This window comes from Mesorhizobium sp. M0923 (genome assembly GCF_040319365.1).
GTDB lineage: Bacteria > Pseudomonadota > Alphaproteobacteria > Rhizobiales > Rhizobiaceae > Mesorhizobium.
The window spans coordinates 367,571-386,951 of sequence record NZ_JAMYNW010000004.1 but is presented as its reverse complement, the minus strand read 5'-3'; the positions used below and the strand labels follow the sequence as shown (position 1 = coordinate 386,951).

Here is a 19,381-nt window from a genome sequence, read left to right as displayed (position 1 = left end):
TATCCCGGAGTCGGCGCAATGGTTTTGGGCACGCTACACGGAGCCTAGGAGCGACAGAGGTCAAGATTAGCTTGTTTCGTCACGGTTCGAACGATCGCTTTGGGGGCGCACAGCACAAAGGTGAGTTTGATATGAACGCAGATCCTAAAAGCACGTCCACCCCGGCAACCGGCGGCACCCCGTTCACGCGCCCGATCCCAGGCCAGCTGCGGCGGCTCCGTTCAGACGGCGCGTTTCTGCTGATCGTTCTCGGCAGCCTGGTTGCGGGCCTGGTGCCCGTCCGCGCCCAGGATCTCCCAACCGCGCCGTCCTTTGTCGATGATTTCACCAGCCTCAGTCGCGCGCGCTGGTACATTTCCGACGGCTGGACGAACGGCAAGCATCAGAACTGCACCTGGTCCAAAAGCCTGATCGGCCTTTCCGACGGCATGCTGACGCTCGGTTTCGAGAAGCGCAAGCTGAAGGATCGCGAATTCGCCTGCGCCGAGATCCAGACCAAGCAGCGCTTCGGCTACGGCACCTACGAGGCGCGGATGAAGACCGACACGGGCTCCGGCGTCAACGCGGCATTCTTCAGCTTCGTCGGCGATGCCGACAAGCAGCCGCATGATGAAATCGACTTCGAGGTGCTGACCAAGGACACGTCCAAGGTCCAGGTCAACGCCTACATAGCCGGCAAGGGCAAGAACGAGAAGCTGGTCGACGTCGCCGGGGGCACCGACAAGGCCTTCAACGACTACGCCTTCGTCTGGGAAAAGGACCGGCTGCGCTGGTACGTCAACGGCAAGCTTGTCCACGAGATCACCGATCCGGCGAAGCTGCCCACCCATTCGCAAAGAATCTATTTCAGCCTGTGGGGCAGCGATACGATGAAGGGCTGGATGGGGCCGTTCTCGGATCCGGGCCGCAAGCTCGCCATGCAAGTGGACCGCGTTGCATTCACCGCACTCGGCCAGCCCTGCCAATTCCCGGAATCGCTGGCATGCAAAACGAACTAGAAGCGCATCTGAACCCGCCGGGCCGAAGGTGGTCCGAGCCCGAAGCTCGAACAGGCCCCGAAGCCTTGAACAGGAATGAAACCGAATGAATTTGACTGTCTTTGGAATCGGCTATGTCGGTCTTGTACAGGCGGCGGTGCTTGCCGAAGTCGGCCATCAGGTGGTCTGCGTCGACATCGATGCAAAAAAGGTCGAGCGGCTCAACCAGGGTCATGTCCCGATCTTCGAGCCTGGGCTCGAAAACATGGTCAAGGAGAACCATGCCGCCGGCCGCATCAAGTTCACCACCGACGCCGCCGCGGCGATCAAGCATGGCCATATCCAGATGATCGCGGTCGGCACGCCTCCGGGCGAGGATGGTTCGGCAGACCTGAAATATGTGCTGGCCGTCGCCGAGGCCATCGGCCGTGAGATGGATGCGCCCAAGATCGTCGTCGGCAAGTCGACCGTGCCGGTCGGTACCTGCGAAAGGATAAAGGCCAGGATCGCCGAGACGCTGAAGGCGCGCGGGCGCGAGGATCTGGCTTTCGACGTCGCCTCCAATCCGGAATTCCTCAAGGAAGGGTCCGCCGTGAGCGACTGCATGAAGCCCGACCGCATCATCGTCGGCACCAGCAACGAGGACACCGAGGCGGTGATGCGCGAGCTCTACGCGCCGTTCAACCGCAACCACGAAAAGATGATCGTGATGGACGTGCGCAGTGCCGAGTTCACTAAATACGCGGCCAATTGCATGCTGGCGACCAAGATCAGCTTCATGAACGAAATGGCCAACCTGGCCGAGCAACTGGGCGCCGACATCGAGGAGGTCCGCAAGGGCATCGGCAGCGACCCGCGGATCGGCTACCACTTCATCTATCCGGGCCTCGGCTATGGCGGCTCGTGCTTCCCGAAGGATGTGCGCGCCCTGATCAAGACCGCCGAAGCCATCAAGTTCGACGCCAAGCTGCTGCGTGCCGTCGAGGAGCGCAACAACCAGCAGAAGTCGGTCCTGTTCGAGAAGGTGGACCGCTATTTCAAGGGCAATCTCAAGGGCAAGACCTTTGCGCTGTGGGGCCTGGCCTTCAAGCCCAATACCGACGACATGCGCGAAGCCCCGGCCCGCACGCTGATGGAGGCGCTCTGGGCCGCCGGTGCCAATGTGCAAGCCTACGATCCCGAAGCGATGCAGGAATGCCAGGCAATCTACGGGTTGCGCGACGACCTGCAATTGTGCGGCACCAAGGAGGCCGCCGTGCGAGGCGCCGACGCGCTCTTGATCGTGACCGAGTGGAAGAGCTTCAGTGCGCCGTCCTTCGATGCATTGAAGGACGCGCTGACCACGCCCGTCATCTTCGACGGACGCAACCTCTACGACCCCAAGGTCATCGCCCGCTACGGCATCGAATACCACAGCATCGGCAGAATGGCGGCGTGACGATAAGGCGGTCCAGCAAGGAGCCAGGTCCATGAAAGTTCTGTTTGCAGGCGGCAACGGCTACACGCCGCAGTTCAGCGGTGGCGTTCAGTCGAGCACGCACCATCTGGTCGAGCAGCTGCGCGAGCACGGTCATGACGCCTCGGTCCTGGCGGCACTGTTCGGTGATGGCATGTTTGGCTTCAAGGCGCGCGCCAAGATGAAGCTGCTTCGCCAGCGTGCGGTCATCGACAGCTATCCCGGCTATCCGGTCGTGCGGGCGTGGTTTCCCTGGGAGGCGGCGCGCTTCGCGGTCGAACGGCTCGATCCCGATGTCGCCGTCGTGCAGTGCCACAAATCGGTGCCGATCGGAAAAGCGCTGCAGGCGCTCGGCGTGCCGCTGGTGGTCTATCTGCGGAACGTCGAATTCCACGAACTGGCCGGCGACCTGCGCGAACTGCATTCGGCGCTTTATATCGCCAATTCCGAATTCACCGCGCGCACCTATAAGGAAAAGTTCGGCATCGACTCGACCGTGATTCCGCCGACCATCAATCCCAGGCTCTACAGCACCCCGACGACCGGCGAATTCGTCACGCTGATCAACCCTTACAATGAAAAAGGGTTCGAACTCGCCGTGCGCATCGCCGGCCAATGCCCCGAAATCCCGTTTCTGTTCGTCGAAAGCTGGAAGCTCGACGACGACCACCGGGCGCAGATCGAACGGACCATCGCGCCGCTGCGCAACGTCAGGCTGGAAGGCCGTACCACCGACATGAAGACCGTCTATGGCCGCACCAAGATCCTGCTGGCGCCCAGCAAATGGGAAGAGGCCTGGGGGCGCGTGGCATCCGAGGCCCATTGCAGCGGCATTCCGGTCGTCGGGTCCCGCCGCGGCGGCCTGCCGGAAGCGATCGGCGCCGGCGGCGTTGTACTTGACTATGACGCACCGCTCGACGACTGGGTCGCCGCAGTCAGGCGGCTATGGAGCGACAAGGCCGAGTACGACCGGCTGTCGGCGGCGGCGCAGCTGTTTTCGGAGCGGCCGCAAATGAATCCAGACATTCAGTTCGCGACCTTCCTCGGCGTTCTCGACAACGCCAGGCAAGGCGCGCTGGAGCATGCCGCCTGATGCATTTCGTCCAAAACCATGCACGTTCCCCAAAAGCCGGCTCTCGCGCCTGACCGGGGTGGGAGCTGCTTTGGGACAACGGCACGCACAACACCAGACGCTTGGGGCGCCTCGCACGGCGGCGACGGGCTTCAGCCCTCATCCGCGCGAGCAGATCGCCGACCGGCCTCGAAAGATCGTCCATTCGATGAAGATTTGCTTCGTAGTTGATAAGTTCCCCTGTTTGTCGGAGACCTTCGTCCTCGACCAGATAGAAGGGTGCCTCGAGCGCGGCATGCAAGTCGGCGTCGTCTGCAACGAGACGTCGTTCGGCAAGGACAGCAACATCGACGATCGCCGCTGGCAGGCGCTGCCTGGCAAGGTCGTCTGCTGGTGGGGGGGCGGACTGGGGCGCTTTCGCCCGATGCTCAGGAGATGGTCGGGCAGGTTCTGGGATAAGCTCTCGACCGCTATCGACATCGCCTTTGCGCGCAAATTGCAGAACGCCGATGTGATCGTCGCGCATTTCGGCAATAACGGCATGCGCGTTGCCCGCGCCATGAAACGAGGCCGGATTTCCGCTCCTTTGGTAACCATATTCCACGGCCGCGATGTCGGCGAACCGCTGCATGACGACACGCTCACGCGCTACAAGGTTGTTTTCGAAAAGGGCGTTCTCCAGCTGCCGGTGAACGCGTTTTTCCGCGACGCCCTGATCGGCGTCGGCGCGCCTGCCGCGCAAGTCATGGTTCACCATATGGGCGTGCGGCCGGGCGAGATCAGCTATCATTGGCGTTCCTGGGACCGGGACACGCTGTCCTTCATCTCGGTCTGCCGGCTGACCGAAAAGAAGGGCATCGAATTCGCCCTGCGCGCCCTCGCCGGCCTTCCGCGGCGCGACTGGGTCTATACGGTGATTGGCGGCGGCGAATTGCTGGAAGAGTTGAAGAAGCTCGCCGCAAATCTCGGCGTTGCCGACAGGGTGACTTTCCTCGGGCCGCGCCCGCACGCCGAGGTCAAGCAGCGCCTGCGCGACGCCCACGTATTCCTGCTGCCCAGCGTTGCTGCACAGGACGGCGATCTCGAGGGTATTCCGGTGGCGCTGATGGAAGCTATGGCCGCCGGGCTGATTGTTGTCAGCACCTATCACTCGGGCATCCCCGAGTTGATCGAGGATCAGGAGACAGGCTTCCTCGCACCGGAGCGAGACGTTGCGGCGTTGGCCCGCAAGCTTGTCTGGGTGGCCGAGAACCCGGACAAATGCGAGCGCATCGCACGTGCGGCGCGCCGCAAGATCGAGCAGGATTTCAACGCGGACCTGCTCAACGAACGTTTTGCGCAGATCGTTGCTCAACTGGCCGAAGCCAGGCGCCCGGCATGAACGCCAACCCGCCCCCCCAGTTCGGTCGCGTCGCTCTGCGCGGCGGCGTGGTGACGATCGGCGCGCAAGGCTTCAAGATGGCGATCCAGTTTCTCTCGGTCATCGTGCTTGCGCGTCTGCTGGTCCCCGAGGATTTTGGTCTCGTGGCTTCCGTCGGGCCGATCGTGGCCTTTGTCGGATTGCTTCAAAACCTAGGCCTGCAGCAGGCTGTGGTCCAGCGCAAGGACATCAGCACCGAACAGCTCAACCAGGTATTCTGGATCAGTGCGCTGGTTGGGCTGGGCAGTGCCGTGGTGGTGGCATGCCTGGCGCCCGCCATCGCCGCCTTCTACGGCGATCAACGCATGGTCGGGATCACCATCGGCTCTGCCTTGCCGCTGCTTCTTGGCAGCCTCGCCGCGGTGCCGCTGGCGCTGATGAACCGTCATTTGCGCTTTGGCCAGCTCGCGCTGAACGATGTGATAACCGCCGCTGCCGGACTTGCGACTACCGCAATCGCCGCCTATGCGGGACTGGGCTACTGGTCGCTGGTCATCGGCCCGGCGGTTTCGGCTGTTGTCGCGCTGGCCGCGGCATGGCAGGTGGCGCGCTGGACGCCGTCGCGGCCGGACCTGAAGGTCGATACCGACATATTGTCCTTCGGCGCCAATCTGACCGGCTTCAATCTGGCCAACTTCTTCTCGCGCAATCTCGACAACATCCTGATCGGAAAATATTCGGGCGCGATCGAACTCGGCTACTATGACCGCGCCTATAAGCTCCTGCTGTTTCCGCTGCAGAACATCAACCAGCCGCTGACACGCGTGATGGTGCCGCTGCTGAGCCGCATCCATGAGGACAAGGCGCGGTTTCGCGACATCTATGTGCGGACCAATTGGATGCTGGCGGCCATCACCATGCCCGGCATCGCGGCGCTGACGCTGACGTCGGACCAGGTCGTCGGGCTTCTCTTCGGCGAGCGCTGGACAGCGGTGGCGCCGATCTTCGCCTGGCTGGGCATCGCCAGCCTGATCCAGTCCGTCTCAAGCACCACCGGATGGATCTTCATCTGCCAGGGCAAGACCAAGACCATGTTCCACTGGGGCATCTACTCGTCGCTGACGACGGTCGCCGCCTTCATTATCGGCCTGCACTGGGGCGCCGTCGGTGTCGCCGCGGCCTACGCGATCAGCGGCTATATGCTGCGCGTCCCGGTGCTTGCCGTTCTTGTCCACCGGGTCGGCCCGGTGACCGCAGCCGACTTCCTGATCATGCAGGGGCTTTTCATTATGTCGTCGCTGCTTGCCTGGTCCGTCTACCGGGAGTTGCCCGTATCGCTGGCCGGCCAGTCAGACCTGCTCGCGGTGGTCCTGGCGGTTGCCCTCAATTATTCGATCGGCCTGATCCTCATGCTTGCCCTTCGCCAGTCGCGCAGTGCGTTGTTCACCACGCTTTCCAGCGCCATGCGCAACGCCCGCTAGGCAGGCAATAACCGGCCTCAAAAGCTCACCTGCCGACATCGCCGACGCATGCTCCTCAAGCACTGCCTGAAGGCTCGTCCTGCGATAGAGGTCGAGATTGGCGGTAAGTCTGCCGAGCTTCTCGCTCGCTTCCTCGGGCGTTACCGTGTCGATGTCGAGCAGCAGGTCGGCGACGCCGATCCGCTTGGCGAGTTCCTTGGTCTTGAATTCATAGGCGATCGGCAGCACCGGCGTGCCGACGCAGAGCGACATGATCATCATGTGCATGCGCGTCGCGACGACGAAGTCGAAGCCTTTCACCAGGGCCATCAGTTGCTCCGGCGTGTGGAACCAAGCGTCCACGCTCACATGCTTGGCGATCTCCGGATCGAGTTCGGCAACGATCGCCCGCGCCGTCTTGGAATCGTCATGGGCGTATTCCGGCACGCCCTGGCAGGTAGAGACGAAGGTCACCTGCTTGGCGTGGTCCCTGACCAGGATGGTCGCAATCTCGCGGATCGAGTCGATGTAGCGGCGCATGCCGCCCTCGCCGTCGCTGACATAGTTCCAGTGACGGACGGAAATGGCGACGCGGCCGGTGACAGTCGCCGACTGGCCGGAGGCCAGAAAACTTCCGATCCTGTCGGTATCGGCCAGCGCAAAGACGGCGTCGGCCACGACGTGGCATTTGCCGGGGTCTTTCACCATGTCCACAATGTGGCCTCTCGAACGTTCATCGCGCAGCAGGATGAGCGGGCTCCGGTCGAAGATCGGGCTCAACTCCTGGCGATTGTAACTTTTGTTGAACGGGCCGAGCGATTGCGTGAAGAAGACCGGGTCCTTGCCCAGAATCGCGTCGATCCGGAATTGATTGAGGCGCCGTTCCAGATTGTAGGTCTCGACGAGATAGGTTCCGCCTGTCGTGACCACGAGGTCGGCGTCTTTGTAGATCTTGAGACCACGGCGATTGCTTGAGCTGAACAAACGCCCGAGAACGCCGCGGATGCCGAACCGCCGCAGGGCATTGAGTACGAGCCGATTGTAGATCGGCTTGAACAGGTTCTTCAGCCCACTGCCGTATTTGTAGCGGAACAGCGATTCCGACAGCAGCTTGTGGAATTCGAGATCTGGATACTCCTTCTTCGTGTAGAGCCTCGCCGCCACCTCCGGCTGGCTGTCGAAGACGTAGAACTGGATATCGTCCTGCACGATCGTCTTGAAAACATGGCGAATCGCCAGGAGAATCGCTGCGTCTCCGGTATTCAGGCAGACGGTGTTTTCAACCGCGATCTTCATTGAATGACCTCATTTCGTGAGTAGTCCCGCGGTTCGGTCGACGGATGCCGAGGTGCGGGTTGGCCGAAAATGCTGCACGCCAAGGATGGTCCTCGCGTCGTGATTATTGGCGCGCAGCCCAATGGCAGGGCCAACGCGCGGTCCATGCGGCCCAAGCAGAGCGAGATTAACCCATCGATTTTGCAGTGCAACAAAAAATGTGGATCTTTGCTACGCTGCAACCAAAAATGTTGCGATGCAGCAAGAGCTGTACTAGCATTGTCGCGGGCGGGCCAACAGCGGTCGAGTTTTCATGCTGCATGTCTTGTACTTGGTACACGACGTCTCCGACCCGGCAGTGCGCCGGCGGATCATAATGCTCAAGGCAGGCGGCGCCCAGGTTACGCTGGCGGGCTTTCGTCGAACGGCAAGCGCGGTTGCTGATGTCGAGGGCTTGCAGCCGATCGATCTCGGCCCGACGCGTGATGGCCGATTCGCCCAGCGTCTGGCGGCGATCATGAAGGCGGTGGTCTCGACCGGCTCCAAGCTGGGTTCAATGCAACGGCCCGACCTCATTATCGCGCGCAATTTGGAAATGCTGGCGCTTGCCCGGCGCGCCAGGTCGGCTTTCCAGGCAACGGTGCCGATCGTCTACGAGTGCCTCGACATCCATCGTCTGCTGCTTCGCGACGATCCGCTGGGCTGGACGATGCGCGGTGCGGAACGCTTCCTGGCCAGGGATGTGAAGCTTCTGGTGACCAGCTCTCCGGCCTTCATCGCCAACTATTTCAAGCCGTTCGGACAGATTGCCGCGCCGGTCGAACTGCTCGAAAACAAGTATTTCGAGCCAGCCGCGGCTTCCCTGGATGACCGCATGACGGAGGAGAATCCTGTTGCGCCGCCTTGGCGAATCGGCTGGTTCGGGGCGCTCCGCTGCCGCCGCTCCCTGGAGCTTCTGGCCGAATTTTCGCGCCGCCTCGACGGCCGCTTCGAAATCGTCCTCAGAGGCCGCCCGGCGTTGTCCGAATTTCCCGATTTCCACGGTTTTGTTGAATCGGAACCCTGGCTCTCGTTTGGCGGACCCTATCGCAATCCGGAGGATATGGCGGCGATCTACCGCGAGGTTCACTTTTCCTGGGCCATCGACTTTTTTGAGCAGGGCCTGAATTCCGAATGGCTGCTGCCCAACCGTCTCTATGAGGGCTGCCGCTTCGGAGCCGTGCCGATCTCGATGGGCAACACCGAGACCGGCCGGTTCCTCGATCGGCAAGGCATCGGCGTTCTTTTGCCAGAAGCCACGCCCGAGGCGCTCGAAGCTGCCCTCGGCACCATGGAGCAGCATCGGTTCGAGACATTGAGGGCACGTGTTCTCGCCCGCAATCCGCGCACCTGGAGCTACGACCGCGCCGATTGCCGGGCGCTCGTCGAAAAACTCCGCGGCCTTGCCGCGGCGCCCGGTCCATATGCTGCCGAAGCATTGGCATAGAAGGACGGCCGATGACGCAAACCGAAACGCTCCCATCCTGCATGATCGTGGTTCCGTGCCTGAACGAAGCGCCCCATATCGGCGCGTTGCTTCGAGAGCTCCGCCCTGCGGCCAAGAGGCTGGGCGCCGTGATCATCGTTGCCGATGGCGGCAGTACGGACGGCACCAGGACGATCGTCGCGGATATCGCCGCAAAAGATCAGCGGGTGGTCCTGCTCCACAATGAAAAGCGCTTGCAGAGCGCGGCGATCAATCTCGCCGTTGCCAGGTTCGGGGAGGGCGTCGACTATCTCATTCGCATCGACGCGCATGGCGGCTATCCCGCCGACTATTGCGACCGGCTGGTCGAAGAAGCGCAGGCCACCGGGGCGGATTCGGTCGTCGTCTCGATGCTGACCAGTGGCAGCGGCATGGTGCAGAAGGCGGCGGCCGCGGCCCAGAATTCCAGGCTCGGCACGGGCGGCTCCAAGCATCGGCACCTTTCGGCGGGGGAATGGGTCGATCATGGCCACCATGCGCTGATCCGGATATCGGCCTTCACCGCGGTCGGCGGCTATGACGAGACGTTCAGCCACAATGAGGATGCCGAACTCGACTATCGGCTCCGTCAGGCCGGTTACCGGATCTGGATGACCGGTAAGACACAAATGGTCTACTACCCGCGCTCCTCGCTGAAGGGCCTCTATTTTCAGTATCTCGGCTATGGCCGCGGCCGGGCGAAGAACGTTCTCAAGCACCGCATGATCCCGAAGATCCGGCAGATGGTGCCGCTTCTGGTGTTTCCCGTGGTTCTTCTCGCCGCCTTTTCCTTCGTCCACTGGCTGGCGGCCGTGCCGCTTTTGCTATGGGTCTCGGTCTGCCTTGGCTACGGCTTCTGGACCGCGGTCAGTCAGCGCAAACCCGACATTGCGCTTGCCGGGGTCTCGGCAATGGTCATGCATTTCGGCTGGTCGGTCGGCTTCTGGCTGCAGCTGCTAGCACCGCGACCGCAGCGCGGGGTAGCGTGATGGACCCGGTCAAGAAAAATCGAAGCATCGATATTTGCGTCTGCACATTTCGCCGGCCGGAGCTTGTCGACACGCTCCGCTCCGTAGCAGCCATGGATATGCCCGCGGGATTCGATGTCGGTGTCATCATCGCGGACAACGACGATACGCCGACGGCCGAAACGCTGGTCGCCAAGCTAGCGGGGGAGTTGAAGCTGCCGGTGACCTACCGGCACGCCCCGGCCCGCAACATTTCGATCGCGCGCAACGCTTGCCTCGATGCCAGTGCGGCGGATTTCGTCGCCTTTATCGACGACGACGAGACGGCCACCGCTGGCTGGCTTGCCGAACTGGTGGCGGCGGTGGAAGCAACTGGTGCTGCGGCCGTGCTCGGGCCGGTGCAAGCCCGTTACCTGCCGGATGCGCCCGACTGGATGCGCAAAGGCGATTTCCACTCGACCTCGCCGGTCTGGGTGCGCGGCGAGATCCGCACCGGCTACACCTGCAACGTCCTGCTCAGAATTGGCGCTGAGAGCCTGCGCGGCCGGCGCTTCAGCCTGGCACGTGGCCAGACCGGCGGCGAAGATACGGAATTCTTCGACCAGATGGTCAAGGCCGGCGGCAGTATCGCCTTTTCGCCAGAGGCTTGGGTCGATGAAGTGGTGCCGCCTGCCAGGGCGGCATTCGACTGGCTCGGCCGCCGCCGGTTCCGCGTCGGGCAGACGCATGGTCACCTCCTGGGGCGCAACGCGCGCGGCCTTGCCCGGCTCAAGCAGGTCGGCATTGCCGCGGCAAAGGCCGGCTATAGTTTCCTGTCGGCAATTCCGGTCGCCATCGACCCCGTCCGACGGAACCGCAGCGTCCTTCGCGGCATTATGCATGTCGGCGTCGTCAGCGGCCTCGTCGGGGTTCGTGAAATCCGCCAATACGGCCTGTCTTCGCCGCAGCAAGGGGGCAAGCGTGCAGCCTGACGTGAGCTTCGTGATTGCCGCCTACAATGCCGAGGCGACCATCGATCGGGCGATTGCCAGCGCCGTCGCCCAGCGCAATGTCAGCCTCGAGGTCATCGTCGTCGACGACAAGTCGCGCGACCGGACGCTCGACCTGGCGAGATCCTACCCCGAAGACATCGTACGCGTTGTCGCGCTTGAGCAAAACCGTGGGCCTGGCGGCGCCAGGAATGCCGGCCTTGAGCTTGCCCGCGGCAGGTGGGTAGCGGTTCTCGATTCCGACGACGCGGTCTATCCCGGGCGAATCTGCACCATGATCGAACGCGCGGAAAAAGCCGGCGCCGAGATCGCGGTCGATAATCTGCAGGTCGTTCGGGAGGACGGCGTTGCGGAAGAGACGATGTTCCCGGCCGACTATCTGGAAGGGCTCAGTGAAATCTCGCTGGCGGATTACATCGGCGGCAATGTCCTCTTCGAATCGAGGTTCAATCTCGGCTATCTCAAGCCGATCTTCCAGCGCCGGTTCCTGAACGAGAACGGGCTTCGTTACGATGAAAGCCTGATCATTGGCGAAGACTACATCCTCCTGGCCAGTGCTCTGGCCAAAGGCGGCAAATGCGTGGTCGAGCCGACGACGGGCTATATTTACCACATTCGCACCGGTTCCATCTCCCGGGTGCTCGAACTTCATCACGTCGAGGCGATGCGCCGGGCCGATGCCACCTTCGCCGCGACCCATTCCATGGATGCTGCGGCCGCGGCGGCGTTCGCCAGGCGCGCTCGCAGCCTGCGGCGGGCGGCATCATTCCTGTCGCTGGTTCAGCACATCAAGGCGCGGTCCCCGCTCAAGGCGATATGGACGGCGCTCAGCGATCCGGCGGCGGTTCGGCATATGAGCATGCCGATCGCCGTCCGGCTGCGAAGGGTAGCGGCACAGTTTGCCGTGGTGGCGGGGAGGTAAAGGGCTGCAGGCGAATGAAGACAAATTTCGCCGCCTGCGACAGGGTTGAAATCGATCTCCTCAGAAGGAACATGCAATGAAAAAAGTCAGGAAGGCAGTCATACCGGTGGCGGGGCTTGGAACGCGGTTCCTGCCGGCGACCAAATCCATGCCGAAGGAAATGCTGCCGGTGGTCGACAAGCCTGTGGTGCAATATGCGGTGGACGAGGCATTCGAGGCCGGCATCGAGCACATCGTCTTCGTCACCGGCCGCAACAAGGCGGTGATCGAGGACTATTTCGATCTGCATCCTGAACTGATCGGAACCCTGGAGCAGAGCGGCAAGAAGGCGCAGCTCGAATCACTCGAGAGCCTGCTTCCCGTCGCCGGCGCGACGAGCTTCATCCGTCAGCAGTCGCCGCAAGGCCTCGGCCACGCCGTCTGGTGCGCGCGAGAGGTCATCGGCGACGAACCTTTCGCGTTGCTGTTGCCGGATATGGTGTCCTTTGGCGGGCGAGGGTGTCTTGCCGAAGTCGCCGATCTTTATGCGCAGACTGGCGCAAACGTTATCGCCGTCGAGCGTTGCGATCCGACCGAGACCAACAAATACGGCATTGTCGGGCGCGGCGCGGATGTCGGCACCGGCTTCGAGGTGACGGCCATGGTCGAAAAGCCGGCACCGGCCAACGCGCCGTCGAACTTCTACATCAACGGCCGCTACATCCTGCAGCCCGAGATATTCTCGCTGCTGGGCAGCCAGCAACGCGGCGCCGGCAACGAGATCCAACTGACCGACGCAATGGTGCGTCTCGCACAGACGCAGGCCTTCTTCGCCCAGCCTTTCAACGGCCGCATGTTCGACTGCGGTTCGAAGGAGGGCTTCATCCAGGCCAATGTCGCTTTCGCGCTGGCGCGTGAGGACATGAAGGGTCCGATCTTCGAGATGCTGCAGGAATTCGTCCGGTCGCATCAGCGTCGGGAAGAAGCCGCATAATGTCCATTTTTTCGAGGCATTGTGGGTGCGGCTGATGACGCAGGACAGGCCGTTGCGCCGCGCGTAACGCGCACTGTCCGGCGCAAGGTTTGCACCCTATGTGCCGATCTTCGAGGCGGTAGCGCCTGCAAACTAGAATTGGACCGAAGATGAACTATGCCAATTTTCCTGTCGACAAGAGGACGCCATTGCCGACTTCGAGTGCGGCAAACGCCGAAGACTTCATCGACATCGAGCGTCTGCTTGGCATGGCCGCGCGGCAGGCGAAAGTGGTTGCCGCCTGCGCCATCATCGGTCTCTTTCTCGGCGTGCTCTATTTGCAGACCACGCCTCCTACCTATGTGGCGACGAGCAGCGTGCTGATCGACGAAGGATTGAACAAGGTCGTCGACGATATTTCGGCGGCGTCGGTCAGCATGCAGACCGACTCCGCCGTTCTGAGCCAGATCGAAATTCTACAGTCGGCCAGGCTGGCGGGGGTGGTCGTCGACAAGCTGAAGCTCGATCAGAACGACGCTTTCATGAACCCTCCGACATCGGCCCTGTCTAAGGTCGCAAGCTTTGTACGCGGTATCATCCAGTCTGTCCGCCCCAAGCGCGCCGCGAGCACAACCGATGTCACTCAGCTTGATGCCGCGACGCGTGACGCGATCACCGCATCGTCGTCGTCCCGCGACTACGCAATCTTCAAACTGCAGAACCAACTCGATGCCGAGCGGATCGGCCGAAGCTTTGTCATCAGCATCTCCTTTCAGGCGACGGATCCGGCGCTTGCGACCGCCATCACCAAGGCCTATGCCGACGCCTATCTCGCCGATCAGCTTGATGCCAGCTTCGACGCGACCGAGCGGGCGGCTGTCTGGCTGCAGGGCCGGCTGACCGAGCTTCGTGAGAGCTCCCAAGCGGCCGCACTGGCGGTCGAAAAGTTCAGGGCCGAACATGGATTGGCCGTCAATGACGGCCAGCTGATCAGCGACAAGCAACTGTCCGATCTCAACACTCAGCTGATCGTCGCACAGGCCGATACCGCACGTGCCGGCGCCCGCTATCAGCAGTACAAGTCGATCGTCGAAAGCGGCTCGGACAATGCGTTCAAGGACGCCGCGATATCGAACGACCAGCCGAGCAGCTCCGTCATCACGACGCTGAAGAACCGCTATCTCACAGTCGCCAAGCGGCAGCAGGACGTCGAAGCCAATTTCGGCCCGCAACATCCGCAGGCCGTCGCGCTCGCCAAGGAGAAGGCCGACATATCGGCGCAGATTTTCGGCGAGCTGAAGCAACTGACCGAAAGCTACCGCAACGAATACGAGGTCGCTCTGGCGCGCGAAACCGCGCTCCGCGCAAATGTCGCCCTGGCGGCAGGCAAGAGCTCCATCGACAACCAGTCGCAGGTCAAGTTGCGTGAACTGGACCAGAAGGCGACGGCGCTCTCGACACTCTACCAGACATTCCTGAACCGCTATGAGGAGGCCGCCCAACAGCAATCCTTCCCAGTCGGCAAGATCCGGGTCATCTCGGACGCGACGATGCCACAGTCGGCCGCAACCCCGCGAACGGCCATCGTGCTGGGGCTCTCGCTGGCGCTTGGCATAATGATGGGGGCAGGGGTTGGTGGTCTGAATGAATTCAGGGAACGCTTCTTCAGGACCGGCGAGGATGTGCGCGACCGTGTCGGCCTCAAATTCCTCGGCTATCTCCCGGTCATCGGCAAGGCTGGCAAGGATGACCAGCGCAATGGCGGTCAGCCTGACGTCAAAGTCGTTGAATCCAAGACCGTCAAGTCCTCCAAATCCCAGCCCTCCAAAACATTGTCGGCAGCCGAAAAACGTGCGCGCATGCGGGTAACCGTCGATGCACCGGCATCGATGTTCTCCGAGACGCTGCGCAACGCAAAGATCGCCTTCGACGTCGTGATAGAAGGCCAGGGCAGCCGGGTCATCGGCGTGGTCTCGGTGCTTCCGGGCGAAGGCAAGTCGACGGTGGCGGCCAATCTTGCCGGGCTGCTTGCCGCCAACGGATCGAAAACGCTGCTGATCGACGGCGACTTGCGCAATCCCGGCCTCAGCCGCAGCCTCGGCATGGAGGCCGAGCAGGGCTTGATGGAAGCGGTGGTGAGCGGGCAGACCTGGCAGTCGGTCGGCAAGATCGACCGGCAGACCAAACTGGCGATCATCCCGGCCGTCCTGCGTGGCCAGTTTTCGCATACCAGCGAGCTTCTGTCTTCGGCCGGCATGCGGCGCTTCATCGACAACGCGAAGGAAACCTTCGAGTACATCATCGTCGATCTGCCGCCGCTCGGGCCCGTCGTCGACGCCAAGGCCTTCGCTCCGCTTGTCGACGGCTTCGTGCTGGTCACCGAGTGGGGACGCACGCCGCGTGCGATGGTGCAATCGATGCTCAGCTCGGAACCCTACATCGCGAAGAAGATCATTGGCGCGGTCCTGAACAAGGTCGAGCTGAAGAAACTCGCCAAGTATGGCGCGATCGGCGGCTCGGAAAAATTCTTCGACAAATATTCGAGCTATTATCTGGAAAAATCGGAAGCGCGCACAAAGGCGGCTGCCTGAGTGCGGTCCGCGCGTTTCGAGCATTTTTGCACCGAAGCGGAATCACCCGGCGTCGCAAAGATCTATTAGGGTGTTGACATTCTGAGATGCTTGCTGATGAAGCTAAGCCTCTCCAAGCCTCTGCGCACTTCCGGCGCCCTCATGAAAAGCCGCCACAACAGCCCTGTACGATGGTTCTCGATCATCGCGATGATCGGCCCCTGATTGATCGCCAGATAGATTCGGGAGTACCAGTTGCGGCTTTCGCAAAACGCGTCAACAAAGCCGAAGCGGCCCCATATGCGTTTTCGAGGCTTGCCCAGGAAGCCACGCAGTGCGCGCATCGCCTCCGCCGGGGCATAGGGAAAGCTCGACAGGGCAGCAGACGGAGTGATCACGCCAAAGTCCCTGTCGGGTGCATGCGCGACGTATCCTCGCGGCCCATGGCTCGCGGTCAGACCCCAGCAGTCCGGTCCATATCCCAAATGGCTATGGGGATTGCGAACGCAATGCCGATAATTGATCTGCGTATGACTGACGTTCTGTTGCCAGTAATCGGCGTAGCGGTCACTTAGGCCCCGGGGATCGAGCCCGCAGAAAGAATAGTGCGAAAAGAAGAGCGGGCCACCAGAATTCATTCCCAACGGCAGCACGATCCCGTCATGGTCGCGCCCGTTTCGAAAGCCAGGTCCTACAGCAAAACCCTCGTGATAGATTCCCGGATCAATAGGGTGGCGCGCCGATCCCGCCGCCAGCACGAAAGTGAGCAGGCATTCGTTCCAACCCCTGATCGGGCTGTCCATCGCCCAGCCAAAATTAGGGCTCCAATGCCACATGAGTTGCCGAGCGCCGCGTGTAAACCAGTTCCATTCGGCCTGTAGCAACAGCGCGTCCACGCGCTGGCGTAGGCGCACTTCGCCAGTTGTCATCCCGGCGAAATACTCACGGGCGCAAATCAGACCCTGAAACAGGAAGGTGGTTTCGACGAGATCAGCGCCGTCGTCCTTGCGACGAAACGGGATCGTCGCACCAGTTCGCCCGTTGATAAAATGCGGAAAAACGCCGTGGTAGCGCGGGGAGTTCTCCAAGAAATCGAGCATGCCGTGCAATCGCAGCAAAGCCACGGTGCGGTCGATCCATCCCCGCTCGACCGCAACGATGATGGCTGCAATGCCAAAACCGGCCCCCCCGATCGTCACCAGATCGTTGGCAGGATCACCTGTGGTCTTTTGCCGGTCGCGGGCAAGACCGCTGACGGGATGCGCGCCTTCCCAGAAATAGCGCACCGTCTGCCGCTGCACGACATCCAACAGCGCATCATCGTCGAGCTCGAGAGTATTTTCCGGGAGGTCGAGTGCTGGAATCATCGAGCCGGTGTTAGCGCCTCGGGTGTCCTAAGGCCATTCCTAAAACAATTGTGCGCACGGACCGGCCGCTCACTCGTGTCAGGCCGATTCAATTCGCGACAGGTGCCTGGCGACCCGGTAGAAAGAAAATCAAGGGGAAACAGCCCCTGGATTGGCCTCGAAGCCTATGTTCCATCCCATTGCGAATATCGAAGACGCGCAGACGCTGGCACAGGCCATCGTCAATACGATGGTCGAACCCTTCCTCGTTCTCGATGAGAACTTTCGCGTGCTGGCGGCCAACCACTCCTTCTATCAGACCTTCAGGGTCGACCCCGAGCAGACGCACGGCTCGCTGCTCTACGCGCTGGGCGACGGCCAGTGGGACATTCCAGCGCTTCACCTGCTCTTGGAGACGATCATTCCCGAGAAGACCGCCATGGACGGCTTCGAGGTCGAGCATGATTTCCCCGATATCGGCCGGCGCACGATGCTGCTCAACGCGCGGAAGGTCCTTTACGACCACAGTTCAGCCGCGACCATCCTGCTCGCCTTCAATGACATCACGGCGCGCCGCGCCATAGAAAGGGAAAAGGAAGAACTTCTCGGCCGCACCGAAGACCTGCTGCGGCAGAGATGTGCTGCTGCGCGAAATGGAGCACCGGGTCGCCAACAGCTTGCAGATCATCGCCAGCATTTTGCTGCTGAAGGCCCGGTCCGTCACCTCAGATGAAACGCGGCAGCACCTGAAGGATGCCCATCAACGCGTGCTGTCGGTAGCAGAAGTGCAGCGGCATCTCCATGCCTCAACCGGTGCCGACGAAATCGAGGTTGGTTCTTATCTGTCGAAGCTTTGCAGTAGTTTGGCCGCTTCGATGATCGGGGAAGCACAGGCTATTGCTGTAAACGTTATGGCGGAAAATGGAAGGATAGATTCCCAGAAGGCGGTCAGCCTTGGCCTGATCGTTACCGAGCTCGTTCTCAACGCCATCAAGTATGCATTCTCGACAGAAAAGGTCGCTGATCTTGGTGACCTATGAGACCGATGCGGAGGATTGGAAGTTGACCGTATCGGACAACGGGTGGGGCAAACCCGTTCGCGACATTCCAGGTGCGGGACTGGGGACAGCGATCGTCGAGGCGCTTGTCAAACAGCTTGAAGCACGCATTGACACGGTCACGGGCAATACTGGCACGACGATTGCCATTACCAGAGCGACGTTCACGTCGCGGATGCCGAAAGCAGCATAGTTTGGTGCTTGGCATGCGTTTCAAGCGGCTGTTCCGAATATCGCCTTGAAGGTCGTGTCCCCTCAGGTGGTGTAGCTCGAACGTTGCGAAGCCGCTCGCGAGCGGCTGCCGCTGATGTTCCTATTCTCTGTGCTATAGATTCCGTTTAATTGAAGAAGAAACCAATGCAGCGGACGGTGACAGTAATCGAGAAAATTACGGGCCGGGTGATCGGCGCGTATCCGATCGATCTTTCGGGCCAGGATCACCAGACTTCCGATGATCAGTATTTTGCCAAAGCGTTCGAAGCCGCCGTCGACGGCGGCCTCATTGCCGAGGCTGAAGCGCACGCTGTCGAATTCCGTCTGGAATAGACACTCAAGCCGAGATCCACGCTACTTTCGCTTTTCCATCGCCGCCTTGGCGCCGCTACGAAAACCCCGCGCGATGCGAGGTTGTTGATGCGGTCAAAAACCTTACGTTTCAGTACGGCGAATTACACTGCTGCCGAGGGCCATAGCTAGGCTGGAATGTATCGTCTGAAGCTCGATAGCTCCGGTATCGGTCGTAGCACCACTGTACATGCGAATCGCCGCGATCGACCGGGTTCTGGTTGTTGTTAATGATCACGCCGCTGATCACCGCGCCGGCAGCGAAGGCCGCCAGAGGAAACCAGTAGTCACCATGACGGCGATAACCGCGATGGTATTCACGATAGCCGCGATGACCGATCCAGTTTACGCCATCGTTGCGCGAAAAATTGCGATTGCGGTTGGATTTCCGCTTCATCCACGGCTTGTAGTCGACCGTCGCCACATATCTTGTTCATAAATCTCCTTTGAAGGAATGGTTGATATCCCTTCTCGGATTTAAAACGATTTAAAGAGGTTAAGGTTCTGTGGCGTGCCAGACAGCCTTCGACACCGCCAGCCAGGCTGTTCGAATCACTTGTCAGGTGCTACGGCTCGAACAAGCATGGGCAATCTTCACTCGACGCGGTGTGCTGGCTTTTTTCTACGTTTCATACAGTGAGGGACAATGGCCGGCACTCCGTTGATCAGCATTCTGATCACTTTCCTTGTCATCATTCTGGTGCTGTATCTGGTCAATCGGCTGCCGCTTGATGGTCGCACTCGTCAGATTGCCCAGATTGTCGTGATCATTATTGGCATCATTTCGCTGCTGAAGTACCTCGCAGTGTTTTAAGCCATCACGGTTGGGAGATGCGACGCTGCTGGCGTCCGAGCGAGCAAGACAACCCAGCGCTTTACACCCACTCATGAGCAGGCGGCTTGAGACC

The 19,381-nt window shown here is 61.2% G+C and carries 14 protein-coding genes and 3 pseudogenes; 14 read left to right on the top strand and 3 right to left on the bottom strand.

Annotated features, from left to right (window positions below; all coding sequences use genetic code 11):
• The first annotated feature begins 131 nt into the window (after positions 1-131).
• The 5 genes from exoK to NKH89_RS09840 all read left to right on the top strand — a co-directional run bounded on the left by exoK (position 132) and on the right by NKH89_RS09840 (position 6,346).
• Positions 132-998 (top strand): endo-1,3-1,4-beta-glycanase ExoK, encoded by an 867-nt coding sequence (exoK, locus tag NKH89_RS09860; RefSeq protein ID WP_352856532.1) that lies wholly within the window; start codon positions 132-134, stop codon positions 996-998.
• An 85-nt stretch (positions 999-1,083) separates the two neighbouring features.
• Entirely contained in the window at positions 1,084-2,415 is a 1,332-nt protein-coding gene (locus NKH89_RS09855) for a UDP-glucose dehydrogenase family protein (RefSeq protein WP_352790650.1), read from the top strand.
• A gap of 31 nt (positions 2,416-2,446) precedes the next feature.
• The gene (locus NKH89_RS09850) at positions 2,447-3,526 is read left to right on the top strand and encodes a glycosyltransferase (RefSeq protein WP_352790648.1); all 1,080 of its coding nucleotides are present in this window, start codon (positions 2,447-2,449) and stop codon (positions 3,524-3,526) included.
• A 187-nt stretch (positions 3,527-3,713) separates the two neighbouring features.
• Entirely contained in the window at positions 3,714-4,886 is a 1,173-nt protein-coding gene (locus NKH89_RS09845; protein WP_352908684.1) for a glycosyltransferase, read from the top strand.
• Positions 4,883-6,346 (top strand): lipopolysaccharide biosynthesis protein, encoded by a 1,464-nt coding sequence (locus NKH89_RS09840; RefSeq protein WP_352495742.1) that lies wholly within the window; start codon positions 4,883-4,885, stop codon positions 6,344-6,346. The genes NKH89_RS09845 and NKH89_RS09840 overlap by 4 nt, the downstream gene beginning before the upstream one ends.
• A 222-nt stretch (positions 6,347-6,568) precedes the next feature.
• Here NKH89_RS09840 and NKH89_RS09835 read toward each other — a convergent pair.
• Positions 6,569-7,621 (bottom strand): annotated as a pseudogene (locus NKH89_RS09835) (polysaccharide pyruvyl transferase family protein); the annotation flags it as partial.
• A gap of 292 nt (positions 7,622-7,913) precedes the next feature.
• Between NKH89_RS09835 and NKH89_RS09830 the strand changes: the two are divergent.
• From NKH89_RS09830 to NKH89_RS09805, 6 genes are all read left to right on the top strand, one after another.
• A complete protein-coding gene (locus tag NKH89_RS09830; RefSeq protein ID WP_352908668.1) occupies positions 7,914-9,086 on the top strand; it encodes a glycosyltransferase family protein in 1,173 nt (390 codons plus the stop codon).
• Positions 9,087-9,097: 11 nt separating this feature from the next.
• Positions 9,098-10,093, top strand: a complete 996-nt coding sequence (locus tag NKH89_RS09825; protein ID WP_352483973.1) for a glycosyltransferase family 2 protein — start codon at positions 9,098-9,100, stop codon at positions 10,091-10,093.
• Positions 10,093-11,043, top strand: a complete 951-nt coding sequence (locus NKH89_RS09820; RefSeq protein WP_023717980.1) for a glycosyltransferase family 2 protein — start codon at positions 10,093-10,095, stop codon at positions 11,041-11,043. The genes NKH89_RS09825 and NKH89_RS09820 overlap by 1 nt, the downstream gene beginning before the upstream one ends.
• Positions 11,033-11,983, top strand: a complete 951-nt coding sequence (locus tag NKH89_RS09815; protein ID WP_023717979.1) for a glycosyltransferase family 2 protein — start codon at positions 11,033-11,035, stop codon at positions 11,981-11,983. The genes NKH89_RS09820 and NKH89_RS09815 overlap by 11 nt, the downstream gene beginning before the upstream one ends.
• 76 nt (positions 11,984-12,059) lie before the next feature.
• Positions 12,060-12,956: a UTP--glucose-1-phosphate uridylyltransferase GalU gene (gene galU / locus NKH89_RS09810; RefSeq protein ID WP_352483974.1), complete on the top strand. Its 897-nt coding sequence runs from the start codon at positions 12,060-12,062 to the stop codon at positions 12,954-12,956.
• Positions 12,957-13,105: 149 nt separating this feature from the next.
• On the top strand, positions 13,106-15,526 hold the full coding sequence (locus tag NKH89_RS09805) for a polysaccharide biosynthesis tyrosine autokinase (RefSeq protein ID WP_352548918.1): 2,421 nt from the start codon (positions 13,106-13,108) through the stop codon (positions 15,524-15,526).
• A 65-nt stretch (positions 15,527-15,591) separates the two neighbouring features.
• Here NKH89_RS09805 and NKH89_RS09800 read toward each other — a convergent pair whose 3' ends face one another.
• On the bottom strand, positions 15,592-16,872 hold the full coding sequence (locus NKH89_RS09800) for a glucoamylase family protein (RefSeq protein WP_352856538.1): 1,281 nt from the start codon (positions 16,870-16,872) through the stop codon (positions 15,592-15,594).
• 166 nt (positions 16,873-17,038) lie between these two features.
• On the opposite strand from NKH89_RS09800, the pseudogene NKH89_RS09795 reads away from it, so the two are divergent.
• Both NKH89_RS09795 and NKH89_RS09790 read left to right on the top strand, forming a co-directional pair.
• Positions 17,039-18,102, top strand: a pseudogene (locus tag NKH89_RS09795) (sensor histidine kinase).
• A 164-nt stretch (positions 18,103-18,266) separates the two neighbouring features.
• Complete coding sequence (locus tag NKH89_RS09790; protein ID WP_352495744.1) at positions 18,267-18,455, top strand: hypothetical protein; 189 nt, start codon at positions 18,267-18,269, stop codon at positions 18,453-18,455.
• A 109-nt stretch (positions 18,456-18,564) separates the two neighbouring features.
• Here NKH89_RS09790 and NKH89_RS09785 read toward each other — a convergent pair.
• A pseudogene (locus tag NKH89_RS09785) lies at positions 18,565-18,897 on the bottom strand (BA14K family protein); the annotation flags it as partial.
• A gap of 222 nt (positions 18,898-19,119) precedes the next feature.
• Between NKH89_RS09785 and NKH89_RS09780 the strand changes: the two are divergent.
• Positions 19,120-19,287 carry a Thivi_2564 family membrane protein gene (locus tag NKH89_RS09780; RefSeq protein ID WP_023717974.1) on the top strand — a complete coding sequence of 56 codons (168 nt, stop codon included), beginning with the start codon at positions 19,120-19,122 and terminating at the stop codon, positions 19,285-19,287.
• Positions 19,288-19,381 lie beyond the last annotated feature (94 nt).